General features: G+C 62.8%; 23 protein-coding genes. 13 read left to right on the top strand and 10 right to left on the bottom strand.

The window, feature by feature from the left end; translation table 11 throughout:
- Window positions 1-4: 4 nt before the first annotated feature.
- From NKJ80_RS11285 to NKJ80_RS11275, 3 genes are read left to right on the top strand one after another with little or no spacing between them, the layout of a single operon-like run.
- Window positions 5-1,888, top strand: coding sequence for an ABC transporter ATP-binding protein (locus NKJ80_RS11285; protein ID WP_352497575.1), 1,884 nt, complete (start codon window positions 5-7; stop codon window positions 1,886-1,888).
- A 3-nt stretch (window positions 1,889-1,891) separates the two neighbouring features.
- Complete coding sequence (locus tag NKJ80_RS11280) at window positions 1,892-2,368, top strand: GNAT family N-acetyltransferase (RefSeq protein WP_023691590.1); 477 nt, start codon at window positions 1,892-1,894, stop codon at window positions 2,366-2,368.
- A gap of 1 nt (window position 2,369) precedes the next feature.
- Window positions 2,370-2,678, top strand: a complete 309-nt coding sequence (locus NKJ80_RS11275) for a DUF6665 family protein (RefSeq protein ID WP_023683695.1) — start codon at window positions 2,370-2,372, stop codon at window positions 2,676-2,678.
- 20 nt (window positions 2,679-2,698) lie between these two features.
- On the opposite strand, the gene NKJ80_RS11270 is transcribed toward NKJ80_RS11275, so the two are convergent.
- Window positions 2,699-3,043 carry a cupin domain-containing protein gene (locus NKJ80_RS11270; protein WP_023683696.1) on the bottom strand — a complete coding sequence of 115 codons (345 nt, stop codon included), beginning with the start codon at window positions 3,041-3,043 and terminating at the stop codon, window positions 2,699-2,701.
- A gap of 314 nt (window positions 3,044-3,357) precedes the next feature.
- On the opposite strand from NKJ80_RS11270, the gene petA reads away from it, so the two are divergent.
- The 5 genes from petA to NKJ80_RS11245 all read left to right on the top strand — a co-directional run bounded on the left by petA (window position 3,358) and on the right by NKJ80_RS11245 (window position 8,060).
- Window positions 3,358-3,918, top strand: coding sequence for a ubiquinol-cytochrome c reductase iron-sulfur subunit (gene petA / locus NKJ80_RS11265; RefSeq protein ID WP_023670027.1), 561 nt, complete (start codon window positions 3,358-3,360; stop codon window positions 3,916-3,918).
- A gap of 16 nt (window positions 3,919-3,934) precedes the next feature.
- A complete protein-coding gene (locus tag NKJ80_RS11260) occupies window positions 3,935-5,278 on the top strand; it encodes a cytochrome b (RefSeq protein WP_023670028.1) in 1,344 nt (447 codons plus the stop codon).
- A gap of 23 nt (window positions 5,279-5,301) precedes the next feature.
- Window positions 5,302-6,174, top strand: coding sequence for a cytochrome c1 (locus tag NKJ80_RS11255; protein WP_352497574.1), 873 nt, complete (start codon window positions 5,302-5,304; stop codon window positions 6,172-6,174).
- Between the two features lie 185 nt (window positions 6,175-6,359).
- Window positions 6,360-7,505, top strand: a complete 1,146-nt coding sequence (locus tag NKJ80_RS11250; RefSeq protein WP_023670030.1) for an alpha-hydroxy acid oxidase — start codon at window positions 6,360-6,362, stop codon at window positions 7,503-7,505.
- Between the two features lie 9 nt (window positions 7,506-7,514).
- Window positions 7,515-8,060: an adenine phosphoribosyltransferase gene (locus NKJ80_RS11245; protein WP_013529989.1), complete on the top strand. Its 546-nt coding sequence runs from the start codon at window positions 7,515-7,517 to the stop codon at window positions 8,058-8,060.
- Between the two features lie 94 nt (window positions 8,061-8,154).
- On the opposite strand, the gene NKJ80_RS11240 is transcribed toward NKJ80_RS11245, so the two are convergent.
- The 7 genes from NKJ80_RS11240 to NKJ80_RS11210 all read right to left on the bottom strand — a co-directional run bounded on the left by NKJ80_RS11240 (window position 8,155) and on the right by NKJ80_RS11210 (window position 14,448).
- Window positions 8,155-8,619, bottom strand: a complete 465-nt coding sequence (locus NKJ80_RS11240; RefSeq protein WP_023695809.1) for a MaoC family dehydratase — start codon at window positions 8,617-8,619, stop codon at window positions 8,155-8,157.
- The gene (locus NKJ80_RS11235; RefSeq protein WP_023670033.1) at window positions 8,616-9,077 is read right to left on the bottom strand and encodes a MaoC family dehydratase; all 462 of its coding nucleotides are present in this window, start codon (window positions 9,075-9,077) and stop codon (window positions 8,616-8,618) included. Before NKJ80_RS11235 ends, NKJ80_RS11240 begins: the two co-directional genes overlap by 4 nt.
- A 78-nt stretch (window positions 9,078-9,155) precedes the next feature.
- Window positions 9,156-10,130, bottom strand: coding sequence for a magnesium/cobalt transporter CorA (gene corA, locus NKJ80_RS11230; protein ID WP_023695808.1), 975 nt, complete (start codon window positions 10,128-10,130; stop codon window positions 9,156-9,158).
- Between the two features lie 212 nt (window positions 10,131-10,342).
- Window positions 10,343-11,446, bottom strand: a complete 1,104-nt coding sequence (gene ychF / locus NKJ80_RS11225) for a redox-regulated ATPase YchF (protein WP_023695807.1) — start codon at window positions 11,444-11,446, stop codon at window positions 10,343-10,345.
- Between the two features lie 97 nt (window positions 11,447-11,543).
- Entirely contained in the window at window positions 11,544-12,284 is a 741-nt protein-coding gene (gene pth / locus NKJ80_RS11220; RefSeq protein WP_352497573.1) for an aminoacyl-tRNA hydrolase, read from the bottom strand.
- 21 nt (window positions 12,285-12,305) lie between these two features.
- Window positions 12,306-12,950, bottom strand: coding sequence for a 50S ribosomal protein L25/general stress protein Ctc (locus tag NKJ80_RS11215; protein WP_023686131.1), 645 nt, complete (start codon window positions 12,948-12,950; stop codon window positions 12,306-12,308).
- 265 nt (window positions 12,951-13,215) lie between these two features.
- A complete protein-coding gene (locus NKJ80_RS11210) occupies window positions 13,216-14,448 on the bottom strand; it encodes an ROK family transcriptional regulator (RefSeq protein WP_023701572.1) in 1,233 nt (410 codons plus the stop codon).
- 242 nt (window positions 14,449-14,690) lie between these two features.
- On the opposite strand from NKJ80_RS11210, the gene NKJ80_RS11205 reads away from it, so the two are divergent.
- From NKJ80_RS11205 to NKJ80_RS11190, 4 genes are all read left to right on the top strand, one after another.
- Window positions 14,691-17,252 (top strand): ATP-binding cassette domain-containing protein, encoded by a 2,562-nt coding sequence (locus NKJ80_RS11205; RefSeq protein ID WP_023814994.1) that lies wholly within the window; start codon window positions 14,691-14,693, stop codon window positions 17,250-17,252.
- On the top strand, window positions 17,249-18,238 hold the full coding sequence (locus NKJ80_RS11200) for an ABC transporter permease (RefSeq protein ID WP_023814995.1): 990 nt from the start codon (window positions 17,249-17,251) through the stop codon (window positions 18,236-18,238). Before NKJ80_RS11205 ends, NKJ80_RS11200 begins: the two co-directional genes overlap by 4 nt.
- A gap of 46 nt (window positions 18,239-18,284) precedes the next feature.
- Window positions 18,285-19,286 (top strand): rhamnose ABC transporter substrate-binding protein, encoded by a 1,002-nt coding sequence (locus NKJ80_RS11195; RefSeq protein ID WP_023701576.1) that lies wholly within the window; start codon window positions 18,285-18,287, stop codon window positions 19,284-19,286.
- A 179-nt stretch (window positions 19,287-19,465) separates the two neighbouring features.
- A complete protein-coding gene (locus NKJ80_RS11190; RefSeq protein WP_023670042.1) occupies window positions 19,466-20,227 on the top strand; it encodes a glutamine amidotransferase in 762 nt (253 codons plus the stop codon).
- A 22-nt stretch (window positions 20,228-20,249) separates the two neighbouring features.
- Here the strand turns inward: NKJ80_RS11190 and NKJ80_RS11185 are convergent, their stop codons facing one another.
- A complete protein-coding gene (locus NKJ80_RS11185; protein WP_352497572.1) occupies window positions 20,250-20,681 on the bottom strand; it encodes a MarR family winged helix-turn-helix transcriptional regulator in 432 nt (143 codons plus the stop codon).
- Window positions 20,682-20,830: 149 nt separating this feature from the next.
- On the opposite strand from NKJ80_RS11185, the gene NKJ80_RS11180 reads away from it, so the two are divergent.
- Window positions 20,831-21,673 carry an alpha/beta fold hydrolase gene (locus NKJ80_RS11180; protein ID WP_155923731.1) on the top strand — a complete coding sequence of 281 codons (843 nt, stop codon included), beginning with the start codon at window positions 20,831-20,833 and terminating at the stop codon, window positions 21,671-21,673.
- A gap of 98 nt (window positions 21,674-21,771) precedes the next feature.
- On the opposite strand, the gene NKJ80_RS11175 is transcribed toward NKJ80_RS11180, so the two are convergent.
- Window positions 21,772-22,686 carry an alpha/beta fold hydrolase gene (locus tag NKJ80_RS11175; RefSeq protein ID WP_352497571.1) on the bottom strand — a complete coding sequence of 305 codons (915 nt, stop codon included), beginning with the start codon at window positions 22,684-22,686 and terminating at the stop codon, window positions 21,772-21,774.
- Window positions 22,687-22,817: the final 131 nt, after the last annotated feature.

The raw sequence follows: 22,817 nt of genomic DNA, 5'->3' as shown, positions 1-22,817 counted from the left end.
CAGCATGATGACAGCCGTCTATCGCTGGTTCGAGGACTGGGTCTATCCGTTCAGGGAGCCGGCGGACCTTCGGCCACCGTCAAGCGTCGGCGGCTTCCTCTGGCACTATGTCGGCCAGGCGAAGTTCGCCTTCTTCGCCATGCTGGTCATCGGCGGCATCGCGCCGCTGATCGAGGCCGGGCTGTTCTACTTCGTCGGGCGGCTGGTCGATATTCTCGACCAGCTTCCTGGCGAGCGCAGCTGGAATGCGCTGTGGACCGCCGCCGGTCCTGAACTGGTGTTCATGATCGTCGTGGTGGCGGTCATCCGCACAGTCGTCGTCGGCCTGTCGGCGCTGGTCAACGAACAGACGATCACGCCGGGCTTCTACAATCTGGTGCGCTGGCAGGCGCACCGGCATGTGTCGCGGCAGTCCTACACCTTCTTCCAGAACGATTTCGCCGGCCGTATCGCGACAAAAGTCTGGCAGGCCGGGCAGGCGACCGGCGACCTGATGGAGAGCTTCATCGAGGTCATCTGGTTCATGCTCATCTATACGGTGACGACCTTGGCGCTGGTCGCCGGGCTGGATCTGCGCCTGGCCGTGCTGGTGGTGATCTGGATCCTCGCGTTCGCCTGGCTGGCCAAGCTCTATCTGCCCTCGATCCGCAGGCATGCCGAGGCCACGGCTGAAGCTGGCTCGATGATCAATGGGCGCATCATCGATTCCTATTCCAACGTGCAGACGCTGAAGCTATTCTCGGCCGACGGCGACGACCGCTACATCAAGAACGGCTTCGACATCTATCTCGATGCACTACGGCCCTTCACCCGCCGGCTGACCGGCGTGCGCATGGCGCTGACGACGCTGTCGGGCATCATGATCACCGCGATTGGCTGCTTTGCCGTCTATCTCTGGGTCGAAGGGTCGATCACCGTCGGCGCCGTCGCGTTCACGCTGTCGCTGGTCTTGCGGCTCAACATGCTGCTCGGGCGCGTGATGATGCAGCTCAACGGCATATTGCGAAATCTCGGCGTCCTGGAAAACTCCAAGGCGCTGATCTCGCAGCCGCTTGGCCTTGTCGATGCGCCGGATGCGAAAGAGCTTGTCGTCGCCGGCGGCCGCATCGAGGTGAAGAATGTCGAGTTCCACTACGGCAAGGGTTTTGGCGTGCTGAATGGCATCGACCTTGTGGTCAAGCCTGGCGAGAAGGTCGGGCTGGTCGGGCCGTCCGGTGCGGGCAAGACGACCTTTGCCAATCTCATCCTGCGCCTCTACGACCTCGAGAGCGGGAAAATCCTGATCGACGGGCAAGACGTCGCCGAGGTGACGCAGAACTCGCTGCGCGCCAATATCGGCGTGGTCAGCCAGGACACGGCGCTGTTCCACCGCTCGCTACGCGACAACATCAAGCTCGGCATGCCGGATGCAACTGACGCCGAGGTGATCGCGGCGGCGAAGAAGGCCGAGGCGCACGAGTTCATATTGGGCCTGCGCGACAACCGGGACCGTACCGGCTACGAGGCTTTTGTCGGCGAGCGCGGCGTGAAACTGTCGGGCGGCCAGCGCCAGCGCGTCGCGATCGCCCGCGTCTTCCTCAAGGATGCGCCGATCCTGATCCTCGACGAGGCGACCTCGGCGCTCGATTCCGACATCGAGGCGGCGATCCAGGAGAATCTGGCCAGGCTGATGGAGAACAAGACGGTCATCGCCATAGCGCACCGGCTGTCGACCATCGCCGCGCTCGACCGTCTTGTGGTGCTGGACGGAGGCCGCATCGTCGAACAGGGCACGCATGACGAGCTGGTGGCGCTCGACGGGCTCTATGCGCGGCTGTGGAAGCGGCAGTCCGGCGGCTTCCTCTACCACGAGGAAAGCGTGCTGGAAGAGACACGGCCGGCGGAGTAGGGCATGGCAGCGTCGCCTGATATCGGCTACGTCCTCAAGCGGCTGCGGCCAACCGCGCCGGCCTTCGATGCGCTGAAGGAGGAGAGCCGGCTGGAAGGCTACTGGATGCTGGTGCGGCTGGCGGATGGCTGGGCGGGCGGCCGCAACAAGTTCCTGAAACGAGGCGAGGCGCTGTTTGGTGCATGGCATGGCCGAGAACTCGCTGGTGTGTGCGGGTTGAACATCGATCCTTATTTCGAAGGCAGGGACCACGGCCGGGTCAGGCACCTGTTCGTCAGCGCGCGTCATCGCCGCAGCGGCATTGGCCGCATGCTGGTCGAGACCGTCATTGACAGGGCACGTCAGCATTTTGCCGTGCTGAACACCCGCGCGCCACAAGAAGCCTTTGGGTTCTATGAACGGCTTGGCTTCCAGCCGGTGGTGGGCGAAGAATTCGTCACGCACCGCATGATGCTCTCTCAAGACAGAAAAGGAGGCTGAGATGTCACTGCGTCCGCCATCCCTAGGCGCCTCGGCTGCCGAAGCCGCGTTCGACGCCCTCGGCCATGAGATACTGGCTGAAAAGGCCGCAGCGCTCGGCCGTGCCGGCCAACGGGTCGAGGAAACGCTGGCCAAGCTCCGTCAGAACAACGACGACGAGGAGCAGCGACCGCGGCTGCTCAAGGAGGCTGCCGCAGCGGTGCACGCCTATTTCATCCAGCGTGAACTCTGCGGCCTGCGCCGGCATGAGTCGGTCATCCGCGAATACGATATCCCAAGGGCCGTGCTGGTCAGGCTCGGTGCAAGCTAGAGGTCACCAGCCGGCAACATTCATTCCAGCCATTCGGTGATGAAGCTGCCGTTTTCGTGGATGTCGGTCGTTTCGAGCGGGCCTGGGCCAAGATTGGTGAATTTGTGCGGCGTATCGGGCGGCACGATCAGGATCTGGCCGGCCGTGGCCTCGATCTGCTGGTCGCCGATCGTGAAGAGGCCGGTGCCTTGCCGGATGATGAAGATTTCACAATAGGGATGCGTGTGCAGGCGCGGGCCGCCGCCAATCTCTTCCTGATAGTTGAAAATCAGGCAGGAGTTGGAGTCGTAGGCGCCGCATTGCAGTTCGCCCTGCCAGCGGCCGGGCGTCCTGGTCCAGGTCTCGCGGTCGATAATATGTGCCATGCCGGCGAGACTAGATCACGGCAACCTGTCCTGTCGAGACAGGCGGGGAGCCTCGGATTTGCTTATATTTCCCTGTTGTTTAGCCGCCTTTGCCGACCTTTGGGCATCTGGCCAACTGACGCGCTGTTCTGTCCCCGCGACAATCTGCCCTTGTGGCCTCAGCCCGCTGGACAAAAACGGGCTTCACGCATAAACCGAAATCCAAATGCCGGAGGAATTCGCTAGCTTGTTCGCCATGCGCTGTCGGGCCGGCGCGATGGAGCGGGGACAAAGCTCGGCCGCCGGCTCGGAAGAGGCGAAAGGATCAGGCACCCGTGAGCGCAACCGACACCCAGGATCCCAACCGTCGTGATTTTCTCTACGTCGCCACCGGCATGGCCGCAGTCGTTGGCGCAGGCGCCGTTGCCTGGCCGTTCATCGACCAGATGCGCCCCGATGCCTCGACGCTGGCGCTCGCCTCGGTCGAGGTTGATGTCGCCTCGCTGACGCCTGGCATGTCGCTGATTGTCAAATGGCGCGGCAAGCCGGTCGTGGTGCGCAACCGCACCGAGCAGGAGATGAAGGACGGCGAAGCCGTGAACCTTGCCGACCTCAAGGATCCTATCGCCCGCAACGCCAATCTGCCAGCCGATGCGCCGGCGACCGACGCCAACCGCACCACGCCCGGCAAGGAAGCCTGGATGGTGATGGTGCAGGTTTGCACGCATCTGGGCTGCATTCCGCTTGGCCAGGAAGGCGATTTCGGCGGCTGGTTCTGCCCGTGCCACGGTTCGGTGTACGATACCGCCGGCCGCATCCGCAAAGGCCCGGCGCCGGAAAATATGGCCGTGCCGGTATTCAAGTTCATTTCCGATACCAAAATCCTTATCGGTTGAGGCAGGGGATAATTCGATGAGCGAGGGACACTCGACCTATACGCCCAAGACCGGTATCGAACGCTGGTTCGACGCCCGCATGCCGCTGCCGCGCATGGTCTATGACAGCTTCATCGCCTATCCGGTGCCGCGCAACCTTAACTATGCGTGGACCTTCGGCGGCATTCTCACGATCATGCTGGTGGCGCAGATCCTGACCGGTATCGTGCTCGCCATGCACTATACCGCCGACACCAATCTCGCCTTCAATTCGGTCGAGAAGATCATGCGCGACGTCAATTCGGGCTGGCTGTTGCGCTACATGCATTCCAACGGCGCCTCGTTCTTCTTCGTCGCCGTCTACATCCACATCTTCCGCGGGCTTTATTACGGCTCCTACAAGGCGCCGCGCGAGTTGCTGTGGATTCTCGGCTGCATCATCTACCTGCTGATGATGGCGACCGGCTTCATGGGCTATGTGCTGCCCTGGGGCCAGATGAGCTTCTGGGGCGCCACCGTCATCACCGGCTTCTTCAGCGCCATTCCGCTGGTCGGCAACTGGATCCAGGAACTGCTGCTTGGCGGTTTCGCCGTCGACAATCCGACGCTCAACCGCTTCTTTGCGCTGCACTATTTGCTGCCGTTCATGATTGCCGGCGTCGTCGTGCTGCACGTCTGGGCGCTGCACGTGGTCGGCCAGTCGAACCCGACCGGCATCGAGGTGAAATCGAAGACCGACACCGTTGCCTTTACGCCCTATGCGACCATCAAGGATGCATTCGGCATGATCGTGTTCCTGTTCTTCTTCGCCTATTTCGTCTTCTACCTGCCGAACTTTCTCGGCCATCCGGACAATTACACGATCGCCAACCCGCTGAAGACGCCGGCCCACATCGTGCCGGAATGGTACTTCCTGCCGTTCTACGCGATCCTGCGCGCCATCACCTTCAACATCGGGCCGATCAACTCCAAGCTCGGCGGCGTGCTGTGCATGTTCGGCGCCATCGTCATGCTGTTCCTGGTGCCGTGGCTCGACACCTCCAAGGTGCGCTCGGCGGTCTATCGGCCCTGGTACAAGCTGTTCTTCTGGCTGTTCGTCGCCGACGCTGTCCTGCTTGGCTGGCTTGGCTCGCAGCCGGCGGAAGGCGGCGGTCTGTTGACCCTCCTGATAGGTGAGGTCTCGGGCAACTACGTTGGCTACGCTCAAGCGGCGACACTGTTCTACTTCGCGTTCTTCCTCGTCATCCTGCCGGTGCTTGGCCTGATCGAGACGCCACGCAGACTGCCGAATTCGATCACCGAGGCGGTGCTGGAGAAGAACAAGGGTGCCGGAGGAGGACATCCGGCCGGTGCGACCGCCGCGCCGGAAACCAAAGGCTGAGTGAGAATCTAAGGGGATTTGGCATGAAAAAGATTCTCACCTCGCTCGCCCTGCTAGGCGTGTTTGCCGCTGGCGTCGGAGCCGTCGGCAGTGTGGCGATCGCCGCTGAAGAGGCGCACAACGCGGCGGCACCGACGCATTTCCCGATCCATGAGCCGAAGGAGATGGACTGGACTTTTGCCGGTCCGTTCGGCACCTACGACAAGGCGCAGCTGCAGCGTGGCTTGAAGGTTTACAAGGAAGTCTGCTCGGCCTGCCACTCGATGAATCTGGTGGCGTTCCGCACGCTGGAGGACCTCGGCTATTCGGAAGCGCAGATCAAGTCCCTGTCGGCCGAGTACACCATCCATGATGGACCCAACGATGCCGGCGACATGTTCGACCGCCCGGGCAAGCCGTCCGACCATTTCCCGGCGCCGTTCGCCAATGAGGAGGCGGCTGCCGCTTCCAACGGCGGCGCTGCCCCACCGGATATGTCGCTGCTGGCCAAGGCGCGCGGCGTCGAGCGCGGCTTCCCGCGCTTCGTCTTCGACATCTTCACGCAATATGCGCAGGGCGGCCCGGACTACATCCATTCGCTGCTGACCGGCTACGACGAGACGCCACCTGCCGGCATGGTGATCCCCGAAGGCACCCACTACAATCCATACTTCATGTCCGGCGTGTCGCTGAAGATGCCCAAGCCGCTCTCCGACGGCCAGGTCACCTATGATGACGGTTCGCCGCAGACGATCGACCAGTATTCGCGCGACGTCTCGGCGTTCCTGATGTGGGCGGCCGAGCCGCATATGGAAGACCGCAAGAAGACCGGCTTCCGCGTGCTGGTGTTTCTGCTTCTGTTCGGGGCGCTGATGTATCTGACCAAGCGCAAGGTATGGGAAGGCGTGGCGCACTAAGCCGCATCTTATTCCTCGGAAATGGAAAGGGCGTCTTCGGACGCCCTTTTTGCTTGCCAAACCGGACATGGTTCGCATCTTGGCGCAGCAGCCGTCCAGTAAGAAGTCCGTTGGCACGGCGCCATGCGATTGGTATTGCACGCGCGCCCGGCGGATAGCCGGCTAGAGGGGCATTTGGATCGATGATGCGGCTACGCGACTGTCACAACTTTTCCGATTTCCGGCGCATGGCCCAGCAGCGGTTGCCGGGCCCAATCTTCAACTACATCGATGGCGCGGCCGACGACGAGGTCACCTATCGCCGCAACACCGAGAGTTTCGAGCGCTGCGACCTCGTTCCCAACGTGCTGCGCGGGGTAAGCGAGATCGACATGTCGGTGACGGTGATGGGCCAGAAGCTGGCCATGCCCGTCTATTGCTCGCCGACCGCCTTGCAGCGGCTGTTCCATCATCAAGGCGAGCGCGCGGTGGCCAAGGCTTCGGCCAAATTCGGCACTATGTTTGGCGTGTCCTCGCTCGGCACCGTCAGTCTTGAGGAAGCGCGCAAGATCAGCAGCAGCCCGCAGGTCTACCAGTTCTATTTCCACCGGGATCGCGGCCTCAACCGGGCGATGATGCAGCGGGCGAAAGCGGTTGGAGTCGAAGTGATGATGCTGACCGTCGACAGCATCACCGGAGGCAACCGCGAGCGCGACAAGCGCACCGGCTTTGCCATCCCCTTCAAGCTCAACCTTGCCGGCATGCTGCAGTTCGCGCTGAAGCCGGGATGGGCGATCAACTATTTCACCCATGAGGGATTCAAGCTGCCGCAGCTCGACGAGCATGTCGACATGGGCGGCGGCACGATGTCGATCAGCCGCTACTTCACCGAGATGCTCGATCCGTCGATGACCTGGGACGATGTTGCCGAGATGGTCAGACTGTGGGGAGGTCCGTTCTGTCTCAAGGGCGTCATGTCGGTGGAGGATGCCAAGCGCGCCGTCGAGATCGGCTGCAGCGGCATTGTGCTGTCCAACCATGGCGGCCGGCAGCTGGACGGCTCGCGGGCGGCGTTCGACCAACTGGCCGAGATCGTCGATGCCGTCGGCGACAGAATAGACGTCATCATGGATGGCGGCGTGCAGCGCGGCACCCATGTGCTGAAGGCGCTGTCGCTCGGCGCCAAGGCTGTTGGCGTCGGCCGCTACTATCTGTTCCCCTTGGCGGCGGCCGGACAGCCGGGCGTCGAGCGGGCGCTGGAGCAGATGCGGATCGAGATCGAGCGCGGCATGAAGCTGATGGGCTGCAGTTCGATCGAACAATTGTCGCGCAACAACCTCCGTTTCAGGTAATCTCGACCCATGAAATCCTCGCTCGAAGACACGCTGCTCGCCGCGATCCGCACCATTCCGGACTACCCCAAGCCCGGTATCCTGTTTCGCGACATCACCACTTTGCTCGGCAATGCGCGCGCCTTCCGCCGCGCCATCGACGAGCTGGTGCATCCCTATGCCGGCCAGAAGATCGACAAGATCGCCGGCATCGAGGCGCGTGGCTTCATCCTCGGCGGTGCGGTCGCGCACCAGCTTTCGGCCGGCTTCGTGCCGATCCGCAAGAAGGGCAAGTTGCCTTACGAGACGGTACGCGTCGCCTACAGCCTGGAATACGGGCTGGACGAGATGGAGATGCACAAGGACGGCGTTGCGCCGGGCGAGAAGGTGATCCTGGTTGACGACCTGATCGCGACCGGCGGCACGGCGGAGGCGGCGGTCAAGCTGCTGAGGCAGATCGGCGCCGATATTCTTGCCGCGTGCTTCGTCATCGACCTGCCGGATCTCGGCGGACGGGCGAAGCTCGAAGCGCTGGGCGTGCCGGTGCGGACGTTGATCGGGTTTGAGGGGCATTAGGGAGTAGGGAGTAGGGAGTAGGGAGTGAAGCTCCGCATTCCGTGCAAGGAGCAGCACCCACTGCTGCCTAATCCCTACTGCCTAAACCCTAGCCCTACCCAGCCTTCACCAGCACCGCGCTGTCGAACTCCAGCACCTTGTCGCCCGTAGAATCGAATCCTTCCGAGCGCAGCGCGAGCAGCCGCCAGCCGGGGCGGGTGGCGAGCGGGCGGTGGGACAGGGCCGTGCGCATGAAGGTGACGGTTTCTCCGGCATAGACCGGCTTTGGCCATTTCAGGTTCCTGAAGCCGGGGGAGGGGCCGAATTCTGGTACCGGGCCGGGTCCGGTCCATTGAGAAGCGTCCATAGGATTTTTGAGATTGAGCTTCATCCAGGTGGCCGCGGTGTGCCAGCCTGAGGCGCAGAGGCGGCCGAACACGCTTTTCTTCGCCGCCTCCTCGTCGACATGAAAGACCTGTGGATCGTACTTGCGGGCGAACGCCTTGATCGCCTCGGCTTCGAATGTGTGCGAACCGAGGTTGATGGTATCGCCGATGCGGAAGAACGCGTCGAGACTCATGCGCCGGCCTCGCGGGTCAAGAACATGACGGTGTTTTCGAGTTCGAAGACGCTTTCACCGCGCTGGTTGAACAGTTCGCTGCGCAAGGTGACGAGGCCGAGCTGAGGCCTGGATTTCGACAGGCGCCTGGCAAGCACGCTGGTGCTGCCGGCCAGCGTGTCGCCGGCCAGCACCGGCTTCTTCCATTTGACCTGGTCTATGCCGGGCGCGCCTTGCGCGGTCGAGTCGAGCAGGAAGGCGTCGCACAGCATGCGCATGAAGATCGCGCAGGTGTGCCAGCCGGAGGCGGCCAAGCCGCCAAGGATGCTGGCCTTGCCGGCGGCTTCGTCGAGATGCATCGGCTGCGGGTCGAATTCGGTGGCGAATTCGATGATTTCGGCCGCACTCACCTGCTTGGCGCCGAGGTCGATCGATGCGCCCTCGGTGAAATCCTCGTAGGCCCAGCTTTTTGCGGTCATGATCCCAATCCGGTTGTACGATCACCGGGCATCCGGATGCCGTCCGGGCGGCGTTTGGTCAAGCGAATTCTATTGGGCCTACAACCAGCCGCGGCGGCGGAAATACCAGAACGGCAGGATCGCCGACAGGATCATCAGGCCGATGGCGAAGGGATAGCCGAGCTCCCATTTCAGCTCCGGGATGACGTCGAAATTCATGCCGTAGATCGAAGCTACCAGTGTCGGCGGCAGGAAGATGACGGCGGCGACCGAGAAGATCTTGATTATGGCGTTCTGCTCGATCGAGATCATGCCGAGCGTCGCGTCGAGCAGGAACGAGATCTTCTGCGACAGGAAGGTGGCGTGGTCGGCGAGCGACAGCACGTCGCGCGATACTGTCTTGATGCGGGCGCGGACGTCCTTGCTCATCTTGATCTGGGTCGCGACATGGGCAAGGAAGCCGGTGAGGCGCTGCAGCGAGATAAGGCTGTCGCGGATCGAGGAGGCAATGTCCTCCTTGCGGCCGATGGCCTTGAGCAGTTCCTGGAAGTCGCGATTGCGCTTGTTCACCTTGGTCGACCGCGCTTCGAAGATATCGCGCGAGATCGTCTCGATGTCACGGCCAGCGCGTTCGAGAATATCGGCTAGGCGATCGACGATCGCCTCCAGCAGGCCGATCAGGATGGTGTTGCCGGTGGTGCAGCCTGTCGCCACCTTCTCGGCGCGCAGGGGAAAGGTCTTGAACGCCTTCGGCTCATGATAGCGGATGGTGACCAGTCTCGGGCCGGCAAGCACAAAGGTAACCGGTGACATCAAGGGATCATCGATCTCGGTCTGCGCCGGCAAGGTGGCCGTCATGAAGTAGGCGCCGTCCTCGATGTAGAGGCGGCTCGAAATCTCGATCTCCTCCATCTCCTCGCGCGTCGGGATGGCGACGCCGAGCCAGGTCTCGATCGCTGTTTCTTCTTCCTTGGTCGGGTTGAGAAGGTCGGCCCAGACGACGTGATCGCCATTGGCCACGAGATCGTCGGCGGGGCGCAGGCGGTCATTGTCGACGACGAAGGCCTTGATCATCGCCGCTCTCCATTGGTTGAGCCCAAGAGGTTCCGTTCGATAGCGATGGGTCTTGCACGCGCGGCAGTTCCCACGGCCACGGCCAGTCGGATGCAGAGGGCCTTTAGACCCGGTGCCAAAGGCAGTCAAGCGAAGCGGCAGGCTGGCTCCTCCACTTGACGCAGCTGTGATCGGCCGCCGTCAGCGCGCGAGCCGCGAGATGCCTCGGCGTCTCAGGTGTTGAACTTGAACAGCAGCACGTCGCCGTCCTGGACGACATATTCCTTGCCTTCGTCGCGCGCCTTGCCGGCCTCCTTGGCCGCCACTTCGCCGCCCAGCGTGACGTAGTCGTTATAGGCGATGGTCTGGGCGCGGATGAAGCCGCGCTCGAAGTCGGTGTGGATGACGCCGGCGGCCTGCGGGGCCTTGTCGCCCTTGTGGATGGTCCAGGCGCGCGTCTCTTTCGGCCCGGCGGTGAAATAGGTGATGAGATGCAACAGATCATAGCCGGCGCGGATGACCTTGTTGAGGCCGGGTTCGTCGAGACCGAGCGACGACAGGAACTCCATCTCTTCTTCGTCCGAGAGCTGGGCGACTTCGGCCTCGATCGCGGCCGAGATTACGACGGTGCCGGCGCCCTGCGCTGTCGCCATCTTTTCCACGGCCTTGGTGTGCTCGTTGCCGGTGGCGGCGTCGGCTTCGGCGACGTTGCAGACATAGAGCACGGGGTGCGAGGTCAACAGGTTCAGCCCCTGCAGGATGCGCAAATCCTCGGCTGAAATGCCCTTGAGCAGGATGCGGGTCGGCTTGCCGGCCTGCAGCAGCTCGAGCGCTGCCTCCATCATCGGCAGCACGGTGGTTGCTTCCTTGTCCTTGCTGCCGGCGCGCTTGCGGAACTGCACGATGCGGCGCTCGAGGCTGTCGAGGTCGGCGAGCATCAACTCGGTCTCGACTGTATCGGCGTCGGCGACAGGGTCGATCTTGCCCTCGACATGGGTGATGTCGTCATCCTCGAAGCAGCGCAGCACGTGGACGATGGCGTCGACCTCGCGGATGTTGGCGAGGAACTGGTTGCCCAGCCCTTCGCCCTTGGAGGCGCCGCGCACCAGGCCGGCAATGTCGACGAAGGAGATGCGGGTCGGGATGATCTCTTTCGACTTGGCGATCGCGGCGATCTTCTGCAGCCGCGGGTCAGGCACTGCCACCTCGCCGGTGTTCGGTTCGATGGTGCAGAACGGATAGTTGGCGGCCTGCGCCGCCGCCGTCCTGGTCAACGCGTTGAAAAGCGTCGACTTGCCGACGTTGGGCAAGCCAACGATACCGCATTTGAAACCCATGTTCGTCCGGTCCTATCGGGAAACTAGAAATTTGATGAGGGCTATGGGCGATAGGGGTAAGGAACGTCAAGCCCTGCGGTCCCGATCCTATCGAAGCTCAGTCCTTCTTGCCGAACAGCTTCTTCAACATCGCCGCCATCGGGCCGCTTTCCGGCAGCTTGGTTGGCGCCTGCTGCGGTCGGGCCTGGCGGATGTGGCTCTGGGCTTTCGGGCTCTGCGTGTTCGGCGCCTTGGGCGGCGGGCGGTCGTCGTCGCTGGTCGGCACGAGCTTGTCGCGAAGCGCCAGCGTGATGCGGTTCATGAAGGAACTGTCTTCGCCCTTGGCCAGCAGTCCGGCATCGTCGGCGATGGTGTCGAGCAGCACGTCCAGCCACCCGCGGTCGGCCTTGGCGAAGTCGCCTAGGACATGGCCGTGCACCATTTCCGGGACACCGGGGTGGCCGACGCCGATGCGCACGCGGCGAAAGTTCTTACCGACATGCTGGTCGAGCGAGCGGATGCCGTTGTGTCCGCCGGCGCCACCGCCGACCTTGACCCGCAATTTGCCGGCCGGCAGGTCGATCTCGTCGTAAAAGACGGTCAGCGCCTCGGGGCCGAGCTTGTAGAAGCGCAGGGCTTCGCCGACCGGCTGTCCCGACAGGTTCATGAAGGTCTGCGGCTTGATCAGAAGAATCTTTTCGCCGGCAATCGTGCCTTCGGCGATCAGGCCCTGGAACTTCTTCGACCAGGGCGAAAACGAATGGCGGCGGGCAATTGCGTCCGCCGCCATGAAGCCGACATTGTGCCGGTTATCAGCGTATTTCGCGCCCGGATTGCCGAGGCCTGCAAAGACAAGCATCGTGAACTCCGGGCCCGAAAATTACTTCTCTTCGGCAGCAGGAGCCGCCGCTTCGGGGGCTGCCGCTTCCGCCGTCTCTTCCGTCTCCGGCTTCATCGCCGAGGAGCCGGCAATGGTCGCGATGGTGAAATCGCGATCGGAGATCACCGGCTTGACGCCGGCCGGCAAGGTAACCGCCGAGATGTGGATCGAATCGCCAATGTCGGCGCCGGTGAGATCGACGGTGATGAATTCCGGGATCGCATTGGCCGGGCAGTGGAACTCGACTTCGTGACGCACGATGTTGAGCACGCCGCCGCGTTTGATGCCGGGCGACTTGTCTTCATTGATGAAGTGGACGGGCACGTCGACGTTGACCTCGGTGTCCTTGCCGATGCGCAGGAAGTCGACATGGACCGGGAAATCCTTGACCGGGTCGAGCTGGAAATCCTTGGGCAGAACCTGGATTTTCTTGCCGTCGACATCGATCGTGGCGATCGTGGTCAAAAACCCGCCGCCATGGATTTTGTAGAAGACGTCCTTGTAGTTCAGCGCAATCGCCAGGGGAGGCTGTCTGTCGCCGTAGATAACTGCAGGCACTTTACCGTTGCGGCGAACTGCACGGGCGGACCCCTTACCGACCTGTTCGCGCGCTTCGGCCTTGAGCTCGTAAGTATCGTGGCTCATGGCATTTCCTTTCGCGTTTTATGGAGCGTTTGCGGTGGCAGTGTGCCTGGACCGTAAACGTCGAAAGCCGCCAGGCCTGGATGTCCGAATGCCAGAAACCGCATACGCGGAGCTTTGTTCGGGATCACAAGGGAAGGCAGCCTTCCGCCGCGTTGCCTCCAAGGGTGTCTACGCGGGTGGCGGCTCTATAGCGGAAGGCGGGCAGGCGTGCAAGCCATGGCGGGCAAGGGCGGCCGATGCCTGCGTTGGGCGCGCCGCATTGCGCTCAGGCCGGCAGGTCGGTGGGCGGATTTGATCCGTTTCCCTTGGCGCCACCCAGCGTGGACAGAGCGCTCAGCAGTTTCGTCCGGTCCTTGCCGATCATGAGCACGCCGCTGTCGGGCGCCAGCAGCGCCGAGAACGGAAGCATGGCAGCGCCGATCGAGGAGGCCTCAGGGCCGAATTGCCCCGACACGATCTCCGGCGCCACGATGCCGATTGCGCTGGCCTGGTTGAACTGGGTCTGCACCCTTGCCAGCAGTTCGAGATGGATCGGCCTGGGCAGGATCGAGTCGAGAACGATGGCCTCGATGTCGATGATGGAGGTGATGGCGATGATCGCCTCGACCAGCGCGCTCGCACAATCGTCGATCCATTCGAACAGCGGCACGCGCGCTTCGGCTGGCAACGGATCGAGTTCCCGCACACGATTGATCACCACGCCGCGCGACCTCAGGTGATTGACCAGCACATAGATCGAGGCGCGATGCAGCAGGCTCTGGTAGCGCGCAGGCTTCGCCGCCACCGAATCGAGGCTTGAGGGCGAGACCGGCAAGGGTCCGAGGGCAGCGCTGTTGCCATGCGGCCCGGTATGGACCCTGCCGCCTTGCACCAGGCCGCCGCCGACAAAAGTGTCGATCGAGATGTGCATGAAATCGCGAAAGCGGGCGCCGGCGCCCTGGACAAGTTCGGCCAGCGCCGCCGACGTGGCGTCGTTTTCCACGAACACCGGCGTCTTCGCCGGAGTGGCAAAGCATGTCGTCAGGTCGATCGCCTCCCAGCGGCTGCCGAGATCGTCGGGAAAGCCGAGTTCCTCGCTCCAGCCGCCGAGGAAATAGGGTGAGGCAATGCCGACGCCGACGATGCTGGCATCGCCAAGCCCATCCACCAGCTTTTCGAAGGTGGCCAGCGCCATGTTGCCGGCCTTCAGCACCAAATCAGGATCGGGGAAGCGGTATTCGTGCGACTCTCTTGCGCGGATTTCACCGGCGAAGTCGACCAGAACGGCTTCAAGCGCACGCCGGCCGATCTTGATGCCGACGCTGTAGATGCGCTCCGGCGTCAGCCGGTACAGCGTGGAGGGCGAACCGCGCTGCCCGAACCTTTTTCCCACTTGCTTTACGAATCCGGAAGATTCCAGGCCGTCGACGATGGCAGCGACGGCCGCCGGCGTCAGGCTTGCCGCGCGCGCCAGATCGGACTTGGAGGCTTCCTTGAGGCGACGGATGGCGTCGAGCACGAAACGCTCATTATAGTGCCGAACTTTGACAGAATTGCTGCCTTTTCCTGACAAAACCCGCACACTCCCCAAATGTCCCGTTCCCGGCGCGAAGCCCGCAAACCACCTGCGGCCGAGCGCACCCTGCGGTGCCTATGTAGGCGGCGACAGTGCGCGTCGGAACCATGGAAGTCAATTTTGCCGTTGCGCCTTTGCGCTATTTAATATAGCAAATTGAAAAAATAACTAGTCAAGGAGGAGACGTGCTGCACTCGGGCACACAAAGCGAAGCCGACGCTGCGGTGGTGCGGGCTGTTCCTGTTGCCCTGGTTCAGGCGACGAAGGCTTTCGGCGGCACGATTGCGCTCAAGGACGCCTCCTTCGAATTGCGCTCCGGCGAGGTGCTGGCGCTGCTTGGCGAAAACGGCGCCGGCAAGAGCACCTGCGTGAAGCTTCTGGCCGGTGTGCATTCTCCCACCAGCGGTCATGTCGAGGTTGACGGCAAATCAGCCGTCTTCCATTCGCCGCATGACGCGCAGGCGGCCGGCATTGCGGTCATGCACCAGCATCCTGGCCTGTTTCCCGATCTGTCGGTGGCGGAGAACATCTATCTCGGCCACATGCCGCGCGACCGCTTTGGCGGCATCGACAATGCCGCCATGCTGGCCGGCGCCCGCAAGGTGCTGGCTACCGTCGGGCTCGACGTGCCGGCGGCAACGCGGCTGGGAACACTGCGTACCTCTGAACAACAACTGGTCGAGATCGCCCGCGCGCTGTCGCTGGATGCCCGCGTGCTGATCATGGACGAGCCCACGGCGGCGCTGTCACAGCGCGAGGTCGAGCGGCTGTTTTCCGTCGTTGCCGATCTCAGGCTGCATGGCGTGGCGATGATGTTCGTCGGCCACCGCATGGATGAAATCTTCCGCATCGCCGACCGCATCGCCGTGCTGCGTGACGGGCGCCTGATCGGCGTCAAGCCGAAGGCCGAGCTTGGCCGCGCTGCCGCCATCAGCATGATGGTCGGGCGTGAAGTCACCGACCTCTATCCCGAACGGCGCCATGCCTCAGGCGCGCTGGTGCTGGAGGGGAAGGGACTTTCGCGCGCCGGCGGCTTTACCGGCATCGACCTCAAGCTTCACGCAGGTGAGGTGCTCGGCCTTGGCGGTCTGGTCGGCAGCGGACGCACCGAGATTGCGCGCGTGCTGTTCGGTATCGACCGGCCCGACGCCGGCGAAATCCTGATCGACGGCAAGCCCGTGCAGTTCGCCTCGGCGCGCGACGCCATGGATGCGCGCATCGCCTATGTGTCGGAAGATCGCATGGGCCAGAGCCTGGTGATGGATTTCTCCATCCTCGACAATGCGGTGCTACCTGTTCTCGACAAGGCCGCACAACGCGGTCTCTACGGCACCGACCGCGCCATCGGTCTGGTGGCGGACTGGCTGAAGCGCATGAAGCTGCGCTTTTCCGGCTATGGGCAGCCGGTGAAAGAGTTATCCGGCGGCAACCAGCAGAAGGTGGTGCTGGCCAAATGGCTGCGCACCGAGCCGCGCGTGCTCATCCTCGACGAGCCGACGCAAGGCATCGATGTCGGTACCAAGGCGGAAGTGCATGCAATGATCGTTGACCTTGCCGCGCAAGGCATGGCGATCCTGCTGATCTCGTCAGAGATGCCCGAGCTGATCGGCATGTGCGACCGCATTATCGTGCTGCGCGAAGGCCGCCAGACTGCTGAGTTTTCGCGCGGACAAGCCACGCAGGAAAAGGTACTGGAAGCGGCGACCAGGACCGATGAACGTGCCGGCCAGGCAGCGCAGATAGAACGCGCCGCCGAGGAGGAAAAGGCAAAAGGACCGTTCGATTTTCTGAAGCGGCGGGAATTCGGCCTGCTTGCGGCGATGCTCGCCGTCGCCATTCCGGTCACCATCATCAACCCGCGCATGGTGAGCGCGGCGAACCTCACCGCTGTGTCGATGGACGCGGCCTTGCTGATTGTCGCCGCACTGGCGCAGATGCTGGTGCTGATCACCCGCAACATCGACCTGTCGATCGCAGCTGTGATCGGCCTCTCCGCCTATATGGCGGCCAGCATGGTTCAGGCCTATCCCGGATTGGACATCGGCATCGGCCTGATCACCGCCTGCGCGGTCGGCGGCTTTGCCGGACTGCTCAACGGCCTTGTCGTTACCAGGGGAAAGATCCCGGCCATCGTCGTTACGCTGGCTTCGATGTCGATCTTCCGCGGCTTCAACTCGATCTGGGCGGCGGGCGACCAGGTCAGCGCCGACGAAGTCACGCAAGCCTGGCTCGACATGACCGGGCTGAAGATCGCCGGCGTGCCGCTGATCGTCGTCATCGCCATTCTCATCCTGTGCGCCGGCTATGTGCTGCTCTATCGCACCGCAACCGGACGCGAGCTGTTTGCCACCGGCTCCAACCCGGACGGCGCACGGCTGATCGGCATTCCGGTCGACCGGCGCATCCTGCTGGCCTTCGGCATGGCCGGCTTGCTCGGCGGCCTGTGCGGGGCGCTGTGGGCATCGCGCTATGCCACCATCGATGCCCGCGTCGCGCTCGGCTTCGAGCTCACCGTGATCGCCTCCGCCGTGGTCGGCGGCGTCGCCATCCGTGGCGGTTCGGGCACGCTGCTCGGCATCATTCTCGGCGCGCTCACGCTCTTGGTCATCAAGAACGGGCTGACGCTGGTGCGTGTCGACCCGCTCTGGTTGCAGGGCGTCTATGGCCTGGTGATCCTGGTTGCCATCGGCATCGACACCTTCATCGTGCGGCGTGCCGAACAGGCAAGACAGGCGAGGGCGAGATGAGAAAGTTTATCCGCTCGATCGACTTCTGGGATCTGCTGCTGGCGACCGCCTGCCTCGCCGTCTTTATCTATGCGGCGGTCTTCGTGCCGAATTTCGTTTCCGGCTTTAACCTTTCTCAACTGGCGGCGAGCGCCTCGGAAAAGGCGTTGCTGATCCTGCCGATGACGCTGCTCATCATCACCCGCGAGATCGATCTGTCGATCGCCTCTGTGCTGGCGCTGACATCCGTGGTGTTTGGCCTGCTCGTCCAGGGCGGCGTGCCGACGCTGGCGGCCATTCCGCTGACGCTGGTCTTCGGCGGCCTGCTCGGCGCCTTCAATGGCTATCTGGTTTCAGGGCTGGGGCTGCAGTCGCTGGTGGTGACGCTCGGCACCATGGCGCTCTATCGGGGCATTGGCTACATCCTGCTCGGCACCGGTTCGGTCAACATATTGCCGCCGGCGGTCGTCGATTTCGGCATCAACAATCTGCCGGGCACACAAATCCCGTGGACCATCGTGCCGTTCCTGCTGCTGGCGCCGATCTTCGCGGTGGTGCTGCAGAAGACGCCGACCGGCAAGCGCATCTATGCGCTCGGCGGCAGCCCCGAAGTGGCGCGTTATTCCGGCATCGATACGCGCAAAATGGTGCTGAAGCTGTTCGTCGTTTCGGGCATGGTCGCGGCCATCGCCGGCATCGTCTATACCGCGCGCCTCTCCAACGCCCGCGCCAACAATGCGCTCGGCATGGAGCTCGATGTCATCACCATCGTGCTGCTCGGCGGCGTCAGCGTCTTCGGTGGTAAGGGGCGGCTCACGGGGGTCATGCTGGCGCTGCTGTTGATCGCCATCATCCGAAATGTGCTGGCGCTCAACCAGATCGGCGGCGACGCTCAAGGCATGATCATCGGCCTGCTTCTGATCGGCTCGCTGCTGGTCGGCAATTACTGGCGCTCCCTGGAGGAGCGGCTGTCAAGATCGCGCGTCCTGCGCGAAACCAAGGGGTGATCTCGGGCCCCTTTCTTCAAGCCCGAATTCTGACGGAGGAGACACAATGAAAGCGTTTAGAATAGCCCTGCTCGCATCCGCGGTTCTGCTTGCGCCGGCCTCGCTGGCATACAGCCAGGAATGCGCCAAGGAACCTGTAACGGTCGGCTTCCTGCCCAAGCTCGACACCGATCCCTACTTCAAGGTGGCTTTCGGCGGCGCCGAGGAGGCTGCGAAGGAAATTGGCGGCACCGCCACCCAGGTCGCCCCGTCGCAGGCGACGGCCGAGGCACAGATCGAATTCATCAACAGCCTTGTGTCGCAGAAGGTCGGGGTCATCGCTATCGCCGGCAACGACGCCAATGCGGTTGCGCCTGCGCTGAAGCGCGCCGTTCAGCAAGGCGTCCGGGTGATATCGTACGATTCCGACGTCGCGGCCGATGCGCGCGCGGTGTTCGTGAACCAGGTGAAGGGCGACAGTCTGGCCGAAATGATGCTGGAAAGCGCATTCAACCTCAGCGGCGGCGAAGGCGAGTTCGCCATCCTGTCGTCGACGCCGACGGCGACCAACCAGAACGCCTGGATCGACTTCATGAAGGCGAAGATGGCGGCAGAGCCGAAATACGCCAAGATGAAACTGGTGCAGGTCGCCTATGGCGAGGAGAGCGAGCAGGTCAACCAGCAGCAGGCCTTGGCGCTGGTGCAGGCGTTTCCGGATCTCAAGGTGATCATCGTGCCGGCAGGCATAGGCCTTCCGGCGGCCGCGCGCGCACTCGAGGAAGCCGGTATGATCGGCAAGGTCAAGCTGACCGGCCTTGCGCCGGCCACTTTGATTTCGAAATACATCAAGGATGGCGCTGCCCAGGATATCTGGTGGAATGTCACCGATCTCGGCTACCTGACCTATCAGGCGGCCCAGGCGCTGGCGCAGTGCAAGATCACCGGCAAGGAAGGTGAGAAGTTCACGGCAGGCAGGCTCGGCGAGTACACGATCGGCGCCAGCGGTGAACTGATCCTCGGCCCGGCCAAGATCGTGACGCCGGAAAACCTGGCCGAGTTTAAGTTCTAGAGCGTTTCACCGTTTCACGGAAACGGCGAACCGCTCTATCCCTTTGTTTTACGCAATTCCGGACGGAAAACCGGTCACACTTTTCCTGGAATTGCTCTAAGCCTCCCAAGGCTTTGCGGGCGCCGGTTCAAGCCGGCGCCCGCTCGTTCAATTGTCAGTCGAAAAGCGTGAGGGCGACGATGAAACTCTTGCTGGCAGGCGAGACCTTCGCGGCGACGACCTCGGTCGCCGCCGGCGGCGATGTGCTGACGAGTGCGACGTGGGTAAACGGCGCGACGGCCTTCAATGCCGCACTTGCCGCAGAGGGCATAGCTGTGACGCAGATCGGTGGCGATCGCTGCGCGGCCGAATTTCCGTATGACCTCGACGCGCTGGCCGAATACCAGGCGGTGGTGATCTCCGATGTCGGCGCGCTGACCTTGCTGGTCACGCCGGAGGCCCGCGCCGGGCGCATCGGCGTCAACCGCCTCGACGTCCTCAAGGCCTATGTCGAAGGCGGTGGCGGGCTGATGCTGGCCGGCGGCTATATGGGGTTCCAGGGCATGTTCGGCACGGCGCGTTTCCACGACACCCCGGTCGAGGACATCCTGCCCGTGCGCTGCCTGCCATTCTCGGACGGGCTGGAAGTGCCGCAAGGCCTGCAGCCGTCGATCCTTCAGGCGTCGCATCCAATCCTTGCCGGTGTCGCGGGCCCGTTGCCGCCGATCCTCGGCATGAACAAACTCGATTTCAGGCGCGATGGCTCGTCCCAGCTGCTGGCGACCTGCCATTATCGTGGCACGGACTGGCCGCTGCTTGCTGCTCGCAGCGTTGGCCACGGCCGCACTGTCGCCTGGGCGACGGATATCGGCCCGCACTGGCTGTCGCAGGACTTTCTCGGCTGGCCGCTCTACGGCAAGCTGATGGGCAACGTCGTGCGCTGGCTGGCCGGCAAGGATTAAGCCTGGCGTGTTTGTAGGGCAGCTAGTCCGGCTTGCTGCTCAACGCTTCGCGCAGCGCCTGGATCCGCCGATTCAAGGCATCGAGATCAGCCATCGTCATGCCCGAGCGTTCGATTAGGGTTTCGTTGAGGCAGTTGCACTGGACGAGCAGCGCGCGGCCGGCAGGCGTCAGGTCGACCTGCACTTGGCGCTCGTCCGTCTGGCTGCGCTGGCGGGTGACGAGACCGGCCTGTTCCATGCGCTTCACCAGCGGCGTGATGGTGCTCGATTCCAAAGCGAGCCTGTGCGCAATCGAGCCGACCGACATCCCGCCGGCTTCGGCAAGTGAGTTCAGCACGAGATATTGCGGATAGGTGATGCCCATCTCGTCCAGCATGGGCTTGTAGGTGCGATTGATTGCCATGCTGGTGGCGTAAAGCGTGAAGCAGAGCTGGTTGTCCAACGGGAGAGGCACGAGGCATTCCTTTGCCGACTGAGCACATCAATATGTACCACGAAAAATGATATCGCGATATATTTTTCTGTAGACAAGGATTTGGACCTGCGCTAGTCTTATGGTTATCGCGATATTGATTATCGCGGAAGCAATCAATGGAGAGCGAGATGACCAAGCCCGGCAGCAGCACGATCACCACCAAGGACGGCACCGAAATTTTCTACAAGGATTGGGGAACGGGACAACCCATCGTCTTCCATCACGGCTGGCCGCTGAGCAGCGACGACTGGGACGCCCAGATGCTGTTCTTCCTGTCCAAGGGCTACCGCGTCATTGCCCATGACCGGCGCGGCCATGGCCGCTCGACCCAGACCGATACCGGCAACGAGATGGATACGTATGCCGCCGATGTCGCGGAACTTGCGGCGCATCTCGACCTCAGAGACGCCATCCATGTCGGCCATTCCACCGGTGGCGGCGAAGTGGCCCGTTATGTCGCGAAGTACGGCTCCGGTGGCCGTGTCGCCAAGGCCGCATTGCTCGGCGCGGTGCCGCCGATCATGCTGAAGACGGCGGCCAATCCGGGTGGCCTGCCGATCGAGGTGTTCGATGGTTTCCGCTCCGCCCAGGCAGCCAACCGCGCCCAGTTTTTCCACGATGTTGCGGCCGGCCCGTTCTACGGCTTCAACCGCCCCGGCGCCCAGGTGTCGCAGGCTGTCGTCGAGAATTGGTGGCGCCAGGGCATGATGGGCGGCACCAAGGCGCATTACGATTGCATCAAGGCGTTCTCGGAAACCGACTTCACCGACGATCTGAAGGCCATCGAGGTGCCGGTGCTGGTGATGCATGGCGACGACGACCAGATCGTTCCGATCGCCGACTCCGCGCTGCTGGCTGTCAAGCTGCTCAAAAAGGGCGAGCTCAAGGTCTACAAGGGCTTCCCGCACGGCATGGCGACGACCCATGCCGATGTCATCAATGCCGACCTGCTGGCGTTCTTCAAGGCGTAGAATCGTTCAGTTGAATAGACATCGTCCAGTTGGATAGGCAAGGCACCCGCCGCCGGGCGGGTGCATTTGCTTTCGTCGAAATGTCAGCGGGACAGTGCCTATTTATCGAGAAAACCAGTGATCAGTTTGACGGTGTCGTCGGGGTTTTCCTCCATGATCCAGTGTCCGGAAGCGGGCACGATGCCGCCCGTGACATCGGTCGCAACAAGCCGCAGGAGATCGGCCTGCGTGGTGCCGGCGGATTTTTCACCGCCGACAGCCAGCACCGGCATGGTCAGTTTGCCGCCGGCGGCAAGCATCGCCTGGTTGTCGATCGCGTCCTGGTCAAACGCCTTGAACTGCTCGAAAGCGTCATGCATCGCATGCGGGCGGGCATAGAGTCTGGCGTAGTGCTTGCGCGTGGCCTCGTCGATCTTCTTGGGGTCTGCCGACAGTTCGTTGTAGAAGCGATCGAGATAGATGCGCTCGCGCCCTGCGACCAGCCGCTCCATATCCGGGCCGCGGAAGTTGAAGTGCCAAAGCAGCGGGCTTTGCTTGATCTTTTCCCAATCGCCGATGCCGGGCAGCGGCGCATCGATGATGACCCATTTGGTGATGCGCTTGGGATACTGAGCGGCGAGCGCATAGCCGACCATGTTGCCGATGTCGTGGGTGACGAGATCTGCCTTGTCGATCTTCAGGGCATCCAACACGCCGGCGATGTCGACGGCCTGGTTCTTCTTGGCGTAGCCCGCTTCCGGGTGGGCCGACAGACCCATGCCGCGCAGGTCCGGCACGATGACGGTGTGGTCCTTTGCGAGGGCGATGGCCGCGGCGCCCCACATGTCTCCGGTATCGGCAAAGCCGTGCAGCAGCACGACGGCGGGACCCTTGCCGCCAACGCGCACATAGAGTTTGGTGCCGTTGGTTCCGACGGACTGCGTCTTGAAACCCGGCGGAAAGGGAACGATGCGTGCCGTCGCCGGCAAGGTAACAAGAAGCACACCCAATACGGCCAATACGATCTTGCGCATGTCATCCCCCAGAGACGTCGAAGGCCCCAAGCCTTCGTTGATGACTATCTCTAGCAGGCTTTTCAACCAGCGCATGGTGAAAGAATCACAGAGGGCGCAGCAATGCCGCGCCCTGCGTCAAATCCGCAAAA

The organism is Mesorhizobium sp. M0030 (assembly GCF_040323695.1).
Lineage (GTDB): Bacteria > Pseudomonadota > Alphaproteobacteria > Rhizobiales > Rhizobiaceae > Mesorhizobium.
The sequence above is the reverse complement of the archived record's forward strand: the minus strand, read 5'-3'. Positions and strand labels throughout refer to the sequence as shown.